Origin of the sequence: Bradyrhizobium zhengyangense, from assembly GCF_022012555.1 — a bacterium.
GTDB lineage: Bacteria > Pseudomonadota > Alphaproteobacteria > Rhizobiales > Xanthobacteraceae > Bradyrhizobium > Bradyrhizobium zhengyangense.
This window is the reverse complement of record NZ_JAKLTZ010000004.1, coordinates 210248-224951: the sequence shown is the minus strand read 5'-3', so window position 1 is coordinate 224951 and position 14704 is coordinate 210248. Positions and strand designations below refer to the sequence as shown.

The 14704-nt window shown below is 62.5% G+C and carries 10 protein-coding genes; 1 reads left to right on the top strand and 9 read right to left on the bottom strand.

Annotated features, from left to right (window positions below):
* Nucleotides 1-49 precede the first annotated feature (49 nt).
* The 8 genes from L6639_RS16570 to L6639_RS16535 all read right to left on the bottom strand — a co-directional run bounded on the left by L6639_RS16570 (nucleotide 50) and on the right by L6639_RS16535 (nucleotide 11702).
* Complete coding sequence (locus tag L6639_RS16570) at nucleotides 50-6286, bottom strand: AAA family ATPase (protein ID WP_237862797.1); 6237 nt, start codon at nucleotides 6284-6286, stop codon at nucleotides 50-52.
* A 460-nt stretch (nucleotides 6287-6746) separates the two neighbouring features.
* On the bottom strand, nucleotides 6747-7544 hold the full coding sequence (locus L6639_RS16565; protein WP_237862796.1) for a carbohydrate ABC transporter permease: 798 nt from the start codon (nucleotides 7542-7544) through the stop codon (nucleotides 6747-6749).
* Complete coding sequence (locus tag L6639_RS16560; protein ID WP_237863335.1) at nucleotides 7541-8428, bottom strand: carbohydrate ABC transporter permease; 888 nt, start codon at nucleotides 8426-8428, stop codon at nucleotides 7541-7543. Before L6639_RS16560 ends, L6639_RS16565 begins: the two co-directional genes overlap by 4 nt.
* 170 nt (nucleotides 8429-8598) lie before the next feature.
* Complete coding sequence (locus tag L6639_RS16555) at nucleotides 8599-8922, bottom strand: hypothetical protein (RefSeq protein ID WP_237862794.1); 324 nt, start codon at nucleotides 8920-8922, stop codon at nucleotides 8599-8601.
* A 15-nt stretch (nucleotides 8923-8937) separates the two neighbouring features.
* The gene (locus L6639_RS16550; RefSeq protein ID WP_249798219.1) at nucleotides 8938-9339 is read right to left on the bottom strand and encodes a DUF302 domain-containing protein; all 402 of its coding nucleotides are present in this window, start codon (nucleotides 9337-9339) and stop codon (nucleotides 8938-8940) included.
* Between the two features lie 79 nt (nucleotides 9340-9418).
* Nucleotides 9419-9967: a c-type cytochrome gene (locus L6639_RS16545; protein ID WP_237862792.1), complete on the bottom strand. Its 549-nt coding sequence runs from the start codon at nucleotides 9965-9967 to the stop codon at nucleotides 9419-9421.
* Nucleotides 9954-11225, bottom strand: a complete 1272-nt coding sequence (soxC, locus tag L6639_RS16540; RefSeq protein ID WP_237862791.1) for a sulfite dehydrogenase — start codon at nucleotides 11223-11225, stop codon at nucleotides 9954-9956. The genes L6639_RS16545 and soxC overlap by 14 nt, the downstream gene beginning before the upstream one ends.
* A gap of 138 nt (nucleotides 11226-11363) precedes the next feature.
* Nucleotides 11364-11702, bottom strand: coding sequence for a carboxymuconolactone decarboxylase family protein (locus L6639_RS16535; RefSeq protein ID WP_237862789.1), 339 nt, complete (start codon nucleotides 11700-11702; stop codon nucleotides 11364-11366).
* Nucleotides 11703-11805: 103 nt separating this feature from the next.
* Between L6639_RS16535 and L6639_RS16530 the strand changes: the two genes are divergently transcribed.
* Nucleotides 11806-12783, top strand: a complete 978-nt coding sequence (locus L6639_RS16530) for an AraC family transcriptional regulator (protein WP_237862787.1) — start codon at nucleotides 11806-11808, stop codon at nucleotides 12781-12783.
* Here the strand turns inward: L6639_RS16530 and L6639_RS16525 are convergent.
* Nucleotides 12746-14533, bottom strand: a complete 1788-nt coding sequence (locus L6639_RS16525; protein WP_237862786.1) for a peptide ABC transporter substrate-binding protein — start codon at nucleotides 14531-14533, stop codon at nucleotides 12746-12748. The two genes, L6639_RS16530 and L6639_RS16525, sit on opposite strands and share 38 nt — an antisense overlap.
* Nucleotides 14534-14704: the final 171 nt, after the last annotated feature.

Genomic DNA, 14704 nt, shown 5'->3' with positions numbered 1-14704 from the left:
GCAAAGCTTGGGTAGGTGCGAGCGGAGGAGTTGTCGATCGCTGTGGTATTCAACGTGTAGGGCCGGGACGTCCTCGCGAGTCGAGGACCTGGCGAATGGCATGCGCCAGATCTGCGGGCCGGTACGGCTTGCTCAGCAGGGTGATATCCGGGTCGAGTCGACCGTCATGCATCATGGCGGCTTCCGGATAGCCCGACATATAGAGCACGGGCACGTCAGGGCGCCGCTGGAGTACGGCATCGGCAAGTTCGCGGCCGTTCATCCCGCCGGGCATGACGACATCGGTGAAAAGCAGATCGAAGGCCGTGCCTTGGTCGACGAGCGCGAGGGCCTCCGGGCCGTTAGCGGCCGCGATCGTGCGATAGCCGAAGCTCTTCAGCTGCGCTTCGACGTAGTTGCGGACCAGCTCGTCGTCCTCGACCAGAAGGATGGTTTCACTGCCACGTTGCAGCTCGCCTTTCGTCATCACGCTCGCGGAGGCTGCGGCCTGCGTCGAGCGGGGCAGGTACAGGCTGAAGGTCGTTCCCAGCCTTTCTTCGGTGTCGATTCTAATATGTCCGCCGGACTGCTTGATGAAGCCATACACCATGCTCAAGCCGAGGCCCGTTCCCTTGCCAAGCTCCTTGGTCGTGAAGAAGGGCTCGAAGATCTTGTCCCGGATAGCCTTGGGAATGCCCGTGCCGGTATCACTCACCGTGACGAGGACAAAGTCGCCGATAGTGTCGTCGGGGCCCGAATTGTCCGGGCCAAAGCTGGCATTAGCGCTGCCGAAGGAGATCTTGCCTCCGCCTATCATTGCATCGCGGGCGTTGACGGCGAGGTTGATCAGGGCGGTCGAGAGCTGGCCCGGGTCGATCAACGCCTGCCAGCAATCCGTTTGCAGCGTGGAGCCGACCTCGATGTGCTCGCCCAGCGTTGGCCGTAGCAGCTTTGCGGTATCGACAATGAGATTGTTGACGTCGACGTTGCGGGGTTGCAGTGGCTGCCTTCGCGCGAATGCGAGGAGCTGCATCGTCAGATCGGCGCCGCGGGTGGCGGCGTCGTCGATCATATGTGCAATGGCGACGAGGTCAGGCTGATCCGCAAGCCCGTCAATCAGGATCTGGATGGTTCCGGTGATAACAGTCAGGATGTTGTTGAAGTCATGGGCGACACCACCAGTGAGCTGGCCGACCGCGTCCATCTTCTGCGCCTGGCGCAGCTGCTGCTCGAGGCGCAGACGCTGGCTAATGTCGCGTCCGATCACGATGATCAGCTCCTGGCCGCCCGTCGAGACGTGAGCGGCAGACATTTCGACATCGAGGCCCTTGTCTTCGGGGCCGTGCAGGCGAAGCTGCAGCAGGCCGGTCGAATTCGGCGCCAGCAGGCTGGCAACCTCGGCTGCGTCAGCCGGAACGAGGATGGATCGGAACGGCAGGCCGATGATCTGCTCCCGAGCCCGCCCCAGCATCACACCAGCCGTGCGGTTAGCCTCAATCACGCGGCCGCTTTGGTCAAGAACCAGGATCGCGTCGTGCGCCTGCTCCATCAGCAGGCGGTATTTTTCCTCGGCCTGCTTTCGCGCGGTGAGGTCGAGCACGAACGAGACGCATTGATCGGACGACCCGGCCAGCGAGGCGGACCCGATGAGAACAGGCACGCGGCTGCCGTCTTTCCTGATGAACTCCTTTTCCCGCGAGGCGGTCTGCCCCGATGTCCTGAGCTGCTCGACCCGCTGCGCGTCTTCGTCGCGATATTCCGCCGGGGTCATATCGTTCCAGCGGATGGCGTTCGAGACCAGGTCCTGCCTGGAATATCCGGTCATGCTCAGGAAGGCATCGTTGGCGTAGCTGATGTCGCCGCTGCCGTCCCAGAACAGGATGCCGATAATGTTGGAATCGACGAGCCGGCGGATGCGTGCCTCGCGCTCCTGAAGGTCGCGGTAGAGCAGCGTGTTCTCCAGCGAAATCGCCGCTTGGGCCGCGAGCAGGTCCAGCACCGCCACACGATCCGGCGTGAAGGCGTGCGTCGTCAGCGTATTTTCCAGATACAGCAAGCCGATGAGCTTGGCTTGTTTCAGCAGTGGCAGGCAAAGCATGGATCTTGGATGTCGGCGACGCACATACTCGTCACCGTAGAGCGGATCGGGCCGCGTCGCGTCGTCGACGATGAGAGGCCTTTGCGCGCGAATGACGTAGCGCAACAGCGCCTCCGGACAATCCGGTGTCGAGAGCGAGGTTTGACGCATCGCGACCGTGAACTCGTCGCCCCTGGATTGGCCCTCCGCCTCGATGCGGAAGCCGTCGTGCCGCGACAAGATCAGCAGGCCGCGATCGGCGCCGGCGTTTTGCAGCACGATCTTCATCAGCGTCTCGATCAGCTTCGGCAGCTCGATTTCACTTGAGACGGCCTGAGACGCCTTCACCACGGTGGTGACGTCCATATGCTGAATGGTCAGCCGGCTTCCGGAGCCGGTATCTTCGGCGACGTGGAGCCGAGGATAGAGGTGTTCGAGCTGCCTGACCTTCGGCTCGGCTCCCCAGCGAATGAATCCGTAGTGGGCGTCGCGCAGATAAGCATTGGCGATCTTGTCGAAGCCGCGCGTCGTATAGAAGCGCCCGGCGAGCTCATTTGCGATGGCCTCATTCTGAGGAAAGCCGTTTGCGTGCGCCGCGGCGATCGCCCGATCGTAGAATCGCATCGCATCGAGCTCGCGACCTTCGATGCGCGCGATTTCAGCCGAGATGAGAGCGGCGCGGTCGGTGAAGTCTTCCGGGCTGATCTCGGCCAATTGCTGAAGCTCGCGGTGGTGGCGGATCAGTGCGTCGAGATGCCGGGCTCGATCGCCCGGGGCGGCGACCTCGCAACACGCGCCTTCGGCCAAGGCCGCATAGAAGTGGAAGTCAATCCGATCGAACAGTGCTTTCGATGTCCACAAGAGCTTGTCGGCCTTTGCTGCGGCGGCGATGGCGGCGGGATCGTTGGCAAGCACACGTGCCTGCAGCTTGCGGGTCCAGTACCAGAATCCGGCCTGCTCTAGGTACGGCTCCGTCTCGAGACGACGTTCGAACTGCGCCTCGTTGAAGGCGGCATCGTCGAAGCTGCCGAATTTCGTGGTGAGGCCGCGCAGCGACCGGATGAGTTGCAACTGCCCAATAATTCGATCCGCCGCAAGGTCGACACGCGCCCGGCGTGCGAAATCGAGCCCCGCTTCGGCCTCCTGTTGCACTTCGGCAAGGGGATCGCCGCAGGCGAGAAGGTGCGTCAGGAAGTGATGACGGGTGAAGCTCGCATAGTTCACGTCGCCGACTTGCTGCGCGGCGTCAAAGGCGCGCTTCAGCCACGGGCGGCCTGTCCTCACATCTCGCGTCCAGCTGCCGAAGCCGAGATAGACGCGGGCCTTGAACCGGTCCAGTCCGCGCGTCTCGACCAGATCGAGGCCGAGCCTGGCAAAACGATAGCCGGCAGCGTAGTCGTCGAAGTCGGGGCCGAGCACTGTGCCGAGCACGATATAGGCGAGGCACGACGCGTCGGAGTTGCCGTATTGCAGGCTGAGATTGGCCATGCGTCCGATGATCAGGCGACGCAGGCCCTCGTCGATGTACCAGGCTGGCGAAACCAGCACCGTAAGGACATCCATGGTTCCGCGCGCGACCGGATCGGCCATCTGCGGCAGATCTAGCAGGGCCTCGATCGGACGGTCACCGATCGCCTGCCACATCCGCTGATATTCTTGCTGGACTTCATCCGGCGTTGGGTGCGCGGACCAGTCGATACCGACACGTCGCAGATAGTCGAGCGCGGTCTCGACGTCGCGATCGCTTGGCTCCATCCGCAGCCGAGTGACTGCCGCGAGATCGGGCAGGGTGGCGGCCCGCTCAGCCAGTTCTGCGAGACGCAAGTTCGCAGCCGCGTGGTCGCCTGCGAGGAATTCGCATTCGGCGCGCTGGAGGGCCAGCGCGAAACTGAGCGTGTAATGTTGCTCCCAGCGATCCCGGGGTAGCATGGCCTCGCCAGCCGCGAAGTGAGCGTGCGCCATGGTGAAGGCCGTCGCGGCCTTGGCGCGGCGACCAGCCAGCAGATTGAGCTCCGCCAGCCTGACGCGCTCGTCGGGTGCGGTAATCAAGGCCGTGCCGCGGTTGAGCTGGCTGACGATCTCGAAGACGTCGTCCTCGACGGTATCAGGCGCGGCTCTCGCTGCGAACATGCGGCCGATGCGCAGATGCGCCGCAGCCCGTTCCTGCTCCGGAATCAGCGCATAGGCTGCCTCCTGAAACCGGTCGTGGACGAAGCGGTAGGTGCCAGCTTGCGGCTCTACGAATTCCTGGCGAACGGCAGGCCACAGATCCTCGTTGACCTGATCTTCGGAGGTGCCGAGCACGACCGAAAGCACTGGCACCTCGGCGACATTTCCGAGGCAGGCCATCTGCTGCAGAGCCGTGCGTGTCGGCAGGGGCAACCGGGTGAGCTTCCCCAGCATGAGGTCGACGACATTGTCGGTGTATCGCTTGGCGTGAATGCGCTCGAGATCCCAGGACCAGCTGATCGCATCATGGTCGAAGGCAAGCAGGCCTTCGTCGACCAGCGAGAACATGAACTGGATGGCGAAAAACGGATTGCCTGCGGTCTTCTCGTGCACGAGCTGGATCAATGGCGCTGCTTGTCTGGGCTCGCAACGTAGCGTGTCGGCAAGCAACTGGCCGAGATGCCTGCGGCCGAGAGGCGCGAGCGTGATCTCCACCACCTGTCGACCGCGCGCCTTGATCGCCTCGCGCATGCGCATGACCGGATGAGCGGAATCCACCTCGTTGTCGCGGTAAGCGCCGATCAGCATCAGGTGCTTCAGCTCTGACCGGGTCAGGATGTCCTCGAGCAGCTCGAACGTCGCCATATCGAGCCATTGTAAATCATCGAGGAACAGCACCAGGGGATGTTCGGCCCGCGCAAACACGCCGATGAACTGCTCGAGTACGCGGTGAAAGCGGCTTTGCGCGTGCTGGAGCGATAGCTCCGGGACAGGCGGCTGTTCACCGACGACGGCTTTCAGCTCCGGGACCAGATCCACGACGAGCTGTCCGTTTGGACCTAGCGCGACTTGCAGGGCTTGGCGCCACTCGCTTAGCTCGGCTTCGCGTTTGCCGAGAAGGGGTCGGACGAGGCCCTGGAATGCCTTGGCAAGCGTGGCGTAGGGGATGTCGCGTTTGTGCTGGTCGAATTTGCCTGACGCAAACAAGCCGTGCGAAGGCACCAGCACCTTGTGCAGCTCGTTGACGACGGAGGATTTGCCGATGCCGGAATATCCGGAGACCAGCGCAAGCTCGGGTGCGCCGCTTCTGACGATGCGCTCGAACGAGGCGAACAGCATCTCGCGCTCGGCCGTTCGTCCGTATAGCTTCTCGGGAACGAGGAGCCGATCGGGCGTGTCGTGCTCGCCCAGCGGGAAGTCTTCGATGCGATGCCTAAGCTCCCATTCGGAAAGGCAACGTTGCAGGTCCCTCTCGGCGCCGCCTGCGGTCTGGTAGCGCTCCTCGGCCATCTTGGAGAGCAGTTTCATGATCAGCCTGGACACCGCACGGGGGACGTCGCCGCATCGCTTGGCCGGGGCTTCCGGCTCTCTTGCAACGTGACAATGCACCCATTCCATCGGATCACCAGCGACGAATGGCAACGAGCCGGTGACCATCTGATAGAGCGTGATGCCGAGCGAGTAGAGATCGCTTCGGGAGTCGATCGAGCGATTCATCCGCCCGGTCTGCTCGGGGGACATGTAGGCGAACGTACCGGCGATCTGCTCTTGCGCGGCCGCGGACAGCCGTTCGCGTGGGCGGCGGGTTGCGAAGCCGAAGCCGGTGAGGTGCACGCTGCCGTTGCTGCGGCTCACCAGGATATTTGCCGGTTTGATATCCTTGTGCACCAGTCCCTGTTGATGGACCTTGCCGAGCGCGGCGGCGATCTGGACCGCGAGGCGCAGGAAACTGCCCGTCTCCATGGGTGCGTCGGTCAGCCAGGTCAGTGGCTCGCCGCCGGAATCCTCGAGGACGAGAATGGTGCGGCCGTGATCCTGCAGCAGCTCGAGCGGCTTCGCCGCCCAGGCGCTGTCCAGTTCGTCCTTCAGTGCAAATTCGTGAGCCAGCCGGTCGAGGCTTTGCGGGCTTGGATGCTCGGCGGCCGGAACGACGGCCAGCACAACCTGCCGTTCACCGTCAATGCGTTCGCGGGAGGTGCGGCACAGCAGAATCCCTTCTTCGTCGCAAAGAACCTGCGGACCGTGGGCCCAGCCGGTACCCATAAACGATGAAAGGTTCATGTCGGTAGACCATGCCGCCGCCGAGCCCAAGCGCGAGCTCAAGTCCGAGCCGAAGCGGGGCTCCCCCGGTACTTTGCCTCACCCTCCAATAGGCCGCCCCGATACGCGCCGTTACCGTTTCTTTTTCCGCGTGCGGGACGCATGACGGGCAGAACGCACATGCGACGTCTGGCACGACAGGGCTGGCCCCTCACGCCTTCATTCCAGCGCCCGGTTCGATCGACAAGGCCGGGCACCGTTAAATCGTATCATTTGCCTCAATCTCGTCAACGGACGGCCGACCAGACGACGCAAAGCGAAGCGCATTCGAGCGCACCGGCATGCAACAGAGGTCTCTTGCGGGCGATCTCGCAACCTAAGGGAGAACAAAAGCGTCCGTGATGAGCCGGCGAGAGAATTCAGTTGTTTCAATTGGTTAGATGTTGGTGCTGACCAAGCCCCCACGAACAAGTCCACGACGTCAAGTCCGGATCACAAAACCCTTCGCAAGGTGATTGCGCACAAAATAGATCATCGCGATTCCCGGCAGGACAGCGAGCACTGTCATCGCCATAACGAGCCCGAAATCGGTTCGAAAACCGAACAGGCCGTTGATGGCCATGGTGATCGGCTTGCCGCCGGTCGTGGTCAGGATGCGGGCCAGCACCACCTCGACCCAGGAGAAGATGAAGCAAAAGAACGCGGCGACGCCGATGCCGGGCGCAATCGCCGGAATGAGATGGCGAAAGAAGAAGCTTGGTAGCGAATGGCCATCCAGAAACGCCGTCTCGTCGAACTCGCGCGGCACTGCCGAGATAAAGCCTTCCAGGATCCAGATCGAGATCGGTATGTTGAAGACGCAATGGACCAGCGCGATGCCGACCGGTGTATTTGCAAGGCCAATCTGAGCGAACAGGACGAAGATCGGCAGCGACAGCACGACGGTCGGCGTGATCCGGAACACCAGCAGCAGGAAGAACAGCTGGCGATCGCCGGCGAAGCCGTAGCGCGCGAACGCATAGGCGGCCGGCAGTCCGACGCCGAGACACAGCGCGACATTCAGCACGACATAGATGATGGAGTTGACGATCGAGTCCTTCAGAGCGGCCGAATGCAGGATGTTCTGGTAGTTGACGAGGCTGAAATGCCCCTCCGCGATCCCGGCTCTCGGCAGCGTCGAGACGAAGCTGGTGATGATCGTCTGCGCCAGCGGCACAAGAATGAAGGCGCCGATCACGGCAAACAGGGCGATCCGCCCCCAAGACGACGGCGCCCTCACGTGGCGAGCTCCTGGGTCGGCGGCACCGCGGGCGCTGGCGCGCTCGTCGCCGCCTTGAAGGTCCATGCGACCGTCAGCACGATCAGGAAGTAGACGATCGAGCGGGCCGCTGATGGTCCGTAGTTGAAGGACAGGATCTCCTCGCCGAGGTCGAGACTGAGAAATGCGGTGGCGCTGTCAGGGCCGCCTGCATTGATGCGGAACGCCTCGATATAGATCATGAAGCTGTCCATGAAGCGAAGCAGCACGGCCATCGACAGCACGGTCTTCATCTTCGGAAGCTGAATGAAGCGAAATACCTGCCATTGCGAGGCGGCGTCGATGGCGGCGGCCTGGTAGTAGGCGGGCGGAATGCTGGAGATGCCGGCATAGGCGAGCACGACGACCAGCCCCAGCCAGTGCCATGTGTCCATCACGACGAGCACGATCCAGGTGTGCAAGGCGTTGAACTTGTAATCGAAGCCGACGCCCGGCCACGCCAGCATTTTGCCGGCGAGACCCGCATTGGGATTGATGAAGTTGAGCCAGATCACCGGGATCATGTTCCAGGGCACCACCAGCGGCACGGTGATCAGAACGAGGACGGTGCTGACGATGAACTGGTTGGAACGCTGCAGCAGCAGCGCGATCCAGATGCCGAGTGGAAGCTGAATCGACAGCACGATCGCCGAGAACAGGAAGCTGCGTCCGAGGCTTGCGTAGAATCGTTCCGAGGTTACGATGTTCCGGTACCAGTCGACGCCGACCCAATACGGATTGTTCAGGCTGAAAAGGTCCTGGAAGGAGTAATTGGTGACGGCAATCAGAGGCACGATTCCGACGAAGGTCACGATGACTAGCGCAGGAAACACCAGGAACCAGGCTCTGTTGTCGTATAGCTTCATGTCGAACGATTGCAGCGGGACACGCCCGGTCACGAAAAAAAGGCCTCGATTGACACCGAGGCCTTCCCAGCATTCCGGATCGAGCCTGACCTAGCCTGTGATCTGGCGAAAATCCAAGAGGCTGCAGCGCAGCCCAGTTCCGCGCCGCAATCATGTGTCGAGGCGCCTCGTCAGCGCTGCGCGTCGCGTCCGTTTTCCGGATCGCTCTCTGGCTCCGAGATCAGCACTACCGGCTCGTCATAGCCCTGGCGGCTGCTGTAGAACACCAACGCCATCAGGCCGGCGCCGACGATGAGCGAGAACACGGCGCCGAGCGCCAATGCGACATAACCTGCTTCCGGAACCCTGGTATCCGTGCTGGTCCAGCCGAGATAGCCGAGAATGCAGGCTGCAAGGAGTAGTGCGCACATCACTGCAATGACGGCCCATCTGGCAAATTTGCCGCCTTCAGAGCCCGACGGCGCGACGGCCGGTTGATGGTCGGTGCTGGTCATGGATTCCTCCTCACACTATGGCGCAGTGGCCTTGGTCGCGATCGCATGCAACGCGCCGGTCAGCGCCGCGACGACGGGCGTGGCCGGCTCGCCGGCGCCGTGACGTTGTGCGAGAAAGGCCGGATCGTTGTAGGACAGCCAGGTCGCGCCCTGTTCGTCCTGCCAGACCAGGGCCTTCAGCGGCAAGTCGATGCCGGCAGTCTGCGCTTGTTGCATCAAGGGCGTGCCGCCCTTGGCATTGCCGAAGATGAGCAGATCGGTCGGTCGCAGCGTCAGGTCGACGGCGGCCGCACCCGCGGCGTGATCGATGTGAGCGAACACGGTGAGGCCCCTGGCCTTCACCTCGGCCTCGAGCCGCTTCATCGTGTCTTCAGGTCCAAAATTGCTCTTGATGGAGATGAGTCCGTCCGCGGCCATGGCTTGCGTCTCCCATAAACATGTCGCTGCAATCAGCGCGACGATACCTATCAATGTCGACAGCTTCACGCTCACGCGCTCACTTCTTGTGAAACAGCTTCGCCGGGTCGAATTCCGGATCCGGAACGAAACCGTCGCGATTGGGCATCCTGATTTTCGGCAAGGAGTCCTTGTCGACCTTGCCGTCTGCCGGAACGATGCCGTTCAAGCTCAGAATGTAGGCGGTGACGGCGTAGGTCTCATCGGTGCTGAGCGAGCCCGGCGTCGGATACGGCATGGCGCGATGGATGTAATCGAACAGCGTCGTCGCATAGGGCCAGAAGCTCCCGACGGTCTTGACCGGCATGTTGGAGGCGAGCGTGCCCTGTCCGCCGACAAGACGATCCTTGATGCCGCCCTGGCCGTTCTCGCCATGACAGGCCGCGCAATTGTCGGCAAAGATCTGCTTACCCTGCGTTGCGGTGCCGCTGCCAGCAGGCAGGCCCTTGCCATCGGGACCGACGTCGATGTCCCACAGCTTGATCTCGTCAGGCGTTGCCGGACGACCGAAATCGAAGGCCAGCGCGGGCGCCGCGAGAAGGCCTGCGGTGAGCAGGCCGGCGAGAAGCACCTTGCTATGCGAGGACATTGCGGACCCTCCCGGCCTCGTCGATGCTCCAGCTCTGCTGGGCATTGTAGTGAAACAGCGCATTCGTCCCCATCGCGGCGATGAAGGATTTCCGGTCCGGCTGGACATTGCCTTGGTCGTCGGTGGAGCGGCTGACGATCGTGGTCGGCTTGCCGTCCCACACCCAATCCATCTGGAAGCGAACCTGCGCCTTGGGAAGCACCGGCAGGCTCAACTGCGCCTGCTTCCAGGTCTTGGCACCGTCGGTCGAGATCTCGACCTTTGCGATCTTACCATGGCCGCTCCAGGCAAGGCCGGAGATCCTGACGTATCCTGGTTGGATCTGCATCATGCCCGAGGGCTGGGTGATGACGGAGTTGGTGTCCATCCGCAGCTGGAATTGCCGTGCCTTGCCGTCGGCGAGCAACTGCGTGTAGCGCGCCGTCTCCCAGCGCGTCATCCATGGCGCGTTGCCGAATTTGAGCCGGCGCAGCCATTTGATGTTGAGGTTCCCCTCGAAGCCCGGCATCACCAGCCGCATCGGAAAACCGTGCGCGGGCCGCAGCGGCTCGCCGTTCTGGCCGTAGGCGACGAAGGCTTCGTTCACGATCTCGTCGGTGAGAGGAATGCTGCGGTCGACGCCGGCGCCGTCGCCGCCCTCGGCCAGCATCCAGGTCGAGCCCTTGTCCTTGGCGACGAGGTCGATCAGGAATTTGAGCGGTACGCCGGTCCATTCATTGGTGCTGACGAGGCCATGCGTGTTCTGCACCGTCAGCTCAGGGTCGGCCTTCTTCCAGTTTTCCCAGCCGTTTCCGGTGCATTCGATGAAGACAACACGCGAGATCGACGGCATCCGCTTGAGATCGTCGACGCTGAACACCAGCGGCTTTTGCACCATGCCGTGGATCAGCAGCCGGTGCTGTGCGGGATCGATATCGGGCACGCCGGAATGGCTGCGTTCGTAATGCAGATCGGTCGGCGTGATGTTGCCGACCAGCTTCTGATGCGGCGTCTTGGAATTGATGGCGTCGCTGGGATCGATATTGCGCTTGCCTGGCGAGGCCTCCGGGATGCGATCAATCTTGACGAAGCGGGATCGTTCGCTGTGTGTGCCGAGCTCGGCTCCGGGCCCGCGATCGGGGACATCCGCCAGCGATTCGGCATCGGCCGCCTCGGTCGCGGCCACGCCCAAAATGCCTGCCGACAGTCCTCCTACGAAGCCGCGGCGCGACATATTCGCAGGCCGTGACAACATTTCGATTGGCGTCTTGAACGTCATACGATCTCCCATCGGTCGTCGTGCTTTTTGGAAATTCCGATCGCGTCCATTCCGCGACGTTTACCGCACGCTGTGAAGATTGCTTGTTAGGTTGTGTTAGAAGGAGTGAGCCTGGCGCGCTCCCTCATTTTGCGCTGTTCAAGCTTCCTTGAACGCCTCGTGCGCGCGGGTCGAATAGACCAGAGCCGCGCCGGCGTTGACCGAGATGGCGGTTCCAAGCGCTTCGGCCAACTCGCTTTCGGTCGCGCCGTGCTTCTTGGCTTCGGCGGCATGGACAGTGATACAGCCGTCGCAGCGCAGGCTGATGGCGACGGCGAGCGCGATCAGCTCGCGCGTCTTAGCGTCGAGATGGGCGGTCTTGACGCCGGCGCCGCTCAGCGTCGCGTAGCCTTTGACCGTTTCCGGCGAGAGCTTTCCGATCTCGCCGACGCCGGCGACAAGCTGCCGGCGATAGGTGTTCCAGTCGAGCATTGCCATGTTAACCTCCATTGGTGTTGTTGCCTCGAATGTGCGGGCGCGTGCCGCTCACGGATATGGCCGGGCGGCTCGGGCTCATGTCTGGGCGGATCAAGGAGTGCTGATGTCGGAGGCTGAAGCAGCCGAACTGTTGAATGCCATGGTGCCGCTGTTCAGGATCCGCCCGGTGATCGAGGATTCCTGCCGGTTCGGCGGCAGCTGGGCGTCACCCCACGCGGCGAACGGCAGGGGATGGGCGCAATTCCATATGGTGACGCGTGGCTCCTGCGTGGTCGAGAGGCCGGGCTTGGGTCCGCAAAGGCTGGAGGCCGGCGACATTCTCCTGCTGCCTCACGGTGACAGTCATCTGGTGCGGAGCGAGGTGAAGGGCGCTGTAGGGCGGGTGTCGACCGAAATCCGCAATGGAGTGCGTCAGCGCGCCACGGTCGATGCTGCGGTCGATACCGAGCTGCTCTGCGGCCGGTTCCTGTTCGAAACCTCGGATGAGAATCCGCTGATCGCGGCTCTTCCCGACGAGATTATCTTGCGCACGGCCGGGGAGCCGCTGCTGGAGAGGTTTCGGCGACTGTTGCTCGACATCCGCGAAGAACTGGATGCGGGGCGGGCAGGCTCAGAGATGGTCGCGGCCGATCTCGCGAGGGCGCTGTTCGTCATGATGCTTCGTGACCACCTGACCGGGCAGGCTTCAGGCAACGGCACGCTTTCGCTTTTGCAGGACCGCACCACGGCCCGGGTCGTGTTGGCGATCCTTGGCGATCTCGCCCGCGACTGGACGCTCGACGAGATGGCTGAGGTTGCCATCGCCTCGCGTGCGACGCTGGTGCGCGCCTTTCAGAAGCGCGCAGCCGCGGCGCCGATGACGTTCTTGTCCGATCTCAGACTGGCGGTCGCACGCAAGCGCCTTGCCGGCACATTAGACCCGATCGCGAAGATCGCCCATGAAGTCGGCTACGCATCCGAAAGTGCCCTGAGCAAGGCCATCATGCGCAAATACGGCATGCGACCCGGCGCTTTGAGAGAGCCGGGTTCGCAGCCGCGTGCCGTCAGCTCCGATACCAGCTCGCAATATTCCACGTCGTGACGTCCCATCCCGAGATATCTGTCATCAGGCCATTGACGGCGCCGCCGACGATGTAGCGCGAGAGCAACGGCAGGAAGATGTTGGCCTCGCAGAAGATCTCGTCGACCTTGATCAGCAGCGCGGCGCGCTTGACCGGGTCGAGCTCGTTCTGCGCGGCCTTGTAGGCCTTGTCAGCGTCCAGATCGGACCAGCGCGAGACGTTGCGGCCGAGCCATTTGTTGTCCTTGTTGGCGATCTCCCAAGAGACACATTGGTTCAGGAATCGCTCCGAATCGGGCTGCGGTTGCGTCGCATTGTACATCTCCATGTCGCAATAGAATTTCGTGTAGGTGTCGGGATTGCCGGCGTCCGATGAGAAGAACACCGACGCGGTGACCGATTTGAGCTCGATCTCTATCCCGGCCTTCTGGCAAGCCTGCTTGATGATGGCTTGCGTCTTCTGGCGCGGTGCGTTGATCGAGGTCTGGAAGACGTATTTCAGCTGCTTGCCATCCTTCGCGCGGATGCCGTCGGCGCCCATCTTCCAGCCGGCCTCATCGAGAATCTTGTTCGCCTTGTCGATGTTGAACTCGTATTTCAGCTTGCCTGATTTGAATTGCGGGGGCTGGTTGACAAAGCTCGCCGTGGCGATCGCGGCGCGGCCGTAGATGAATTTCTGGATTCCCTCGCGATCGATCAGCAGGTTGAGGGCCCGGCGCACGGCCGGATCGGACAGCGTCGGGTGTTTCGTCCTGGCGTTGGATCGTTCGCCGTCGACCTCGGTCCAGGGGTCCGTGGTGTTGAGGATGATGAACTCGATGCCGCCGGCGGTCGTGTACTCGACCCTGCCTTTGCCACCCGTCTCCATGCGCTTGAGGATCTCGTCCTCGACCAGCAAATTCCAGGCGTAGTCGTATTCGCCGGTCTGCAGCACGGCGCGCGCCGCGGAGACCGCGTCTCCGCCGCCCTTGATCTCGAACGTGTCGAAAAAAGGCTGGTTCTTGACGTGATAGTCGGGATTGCGTTCGGCCCTGAGCAAATCGCCTGGCTTGAACTCGACGAATTTGTAGGGACCGGTGCCGACCGGCTTCAGATTGCCCGGCGCGTCGCGCGATTTCGCACCGGCATAGTCGCCGAAATGATGTTTCGGCAGGATCTGGCCGACCGCGCCGACGAAGGGGTCGGCCCAGAACGGGGTCGGTGCCTTGAAGGTGACCTTGACGGTGTGGTCGTCGATCTTCTCGACAAGGATGTCCTTGTAAGAGCCCGTGGTGTAGGCGGCCGTCGCGAGATCGGCGGCATAGGTCCAGGTGAAGACGACGTCGTCGGCGGTGAAGGGCTTGCCGTCATGCCATCTCACGCCCTGCTTCAGCTTCCAGATCACGGTGGTGCCGTCAGCAGAGAGGCCGCCATTCGCCTTGGTCGGGGTCTCGGCGGCAAGACACGGGATGAGATTGCCTTCCTTGTCCCAGCCGGCGAGGGGCTCGAAGAAGATTCGTGAGGCGACCTGGTCCTTGGTGCCGAGCGCGAAATGCGGATTGAGCAAGGTGGGGGCCTGCCAGACCAGCATCCTGAGCGGACCGCCGCCGCCGGCTTTCGTCGGCTTGTAGGCCAGTGTGGCGTTAGCCATCGCCACGTCGTTCCAGAGCAGGATCTGGCTCGCAATTGGCGCCGTGATCCCGACCGTGGCCAAGCTCTGGATGAACGAGCGTCGAGACAGCGTGCCCTGCTTCACTTCCGCAATGAGCCCGCGGATATCGTTTTCGTCCATCAGATGACCTCCACCTGCCACAAGAACAGTCGTCACCGGCGGACCCATCATGTTGCATCGGGCGCGAGGCGGCAATGCCCACAAAGTGCGAATAGCCCGCGGCGAAATAGCAGGCGCGAATTCGAGTGGGCCATGTGTCTGCAGGTCGGCAGCTTCTGCCGGGACGGATTT

Coding starts and splice junctions, on each gene's coding strand:
- L6639_RS16550 (WP_249798219.1), bottom strand. CDS start 9,339: ATGGCCGCGGACGGACTCATCTCCATCAAGAGCAATTTTGGACCTGAA.
- L6639_RS16535 (WP_237862789.1), bottom strand. CDS start 11,702: ATGGCAATGCTCGACTGGAACACCTATCGCCGGCAGCTTGTCGCCGGC.
- L6639_RS16525 (WP_237862786.1), bottom strand. CDS start 14,533: ATGGACGAAAACGATATCCGCGGGCTCATTGCGGAAGTGAAGCAGGGC.
- L6639_RS16530 (WP_237862787.1), top strand. CDS start 11,806: ATGTCGGAGGCTGAAGCAGCCGAACTGTTGAATGCCATGGTGCCGCTG.
- soxC (WP_237862791.1), bottom strand. CDS start 11,225: ATGACGTTCAAGACGCCAATCGAAATGTTGTCACGGCCTGCGAATATG.
- L6639_RS16570 (WP_237862797.1), bottom strand. CDS start 6,286: ATGAACCTTTCATCGTTTATGGGTACCGGCTGGGCCCACGGTCCGCAG.
- L6639_RS16560 (WP_237863335.1), bottom strand. CDS start 8,428: ATGAAGCTATACGACAACAGAGCCTGGTTCCTGGTGTTTCCTGCGCTA.
- L6639_RS16545 (WP_237862792.1), bottom strand. CDS start 9,967: ATGTCCTCGCATAGCAAGGTGCTTCTCGCCGGCCTGCTCACCGCAGGC.
- L6639_RS16555 (WP_237862794.1), bottom strand. CDS start 8,922: ATGACCAGCACCGACCATCAACCGGCCGTCGCGCCGTCGGGCTCTGAA.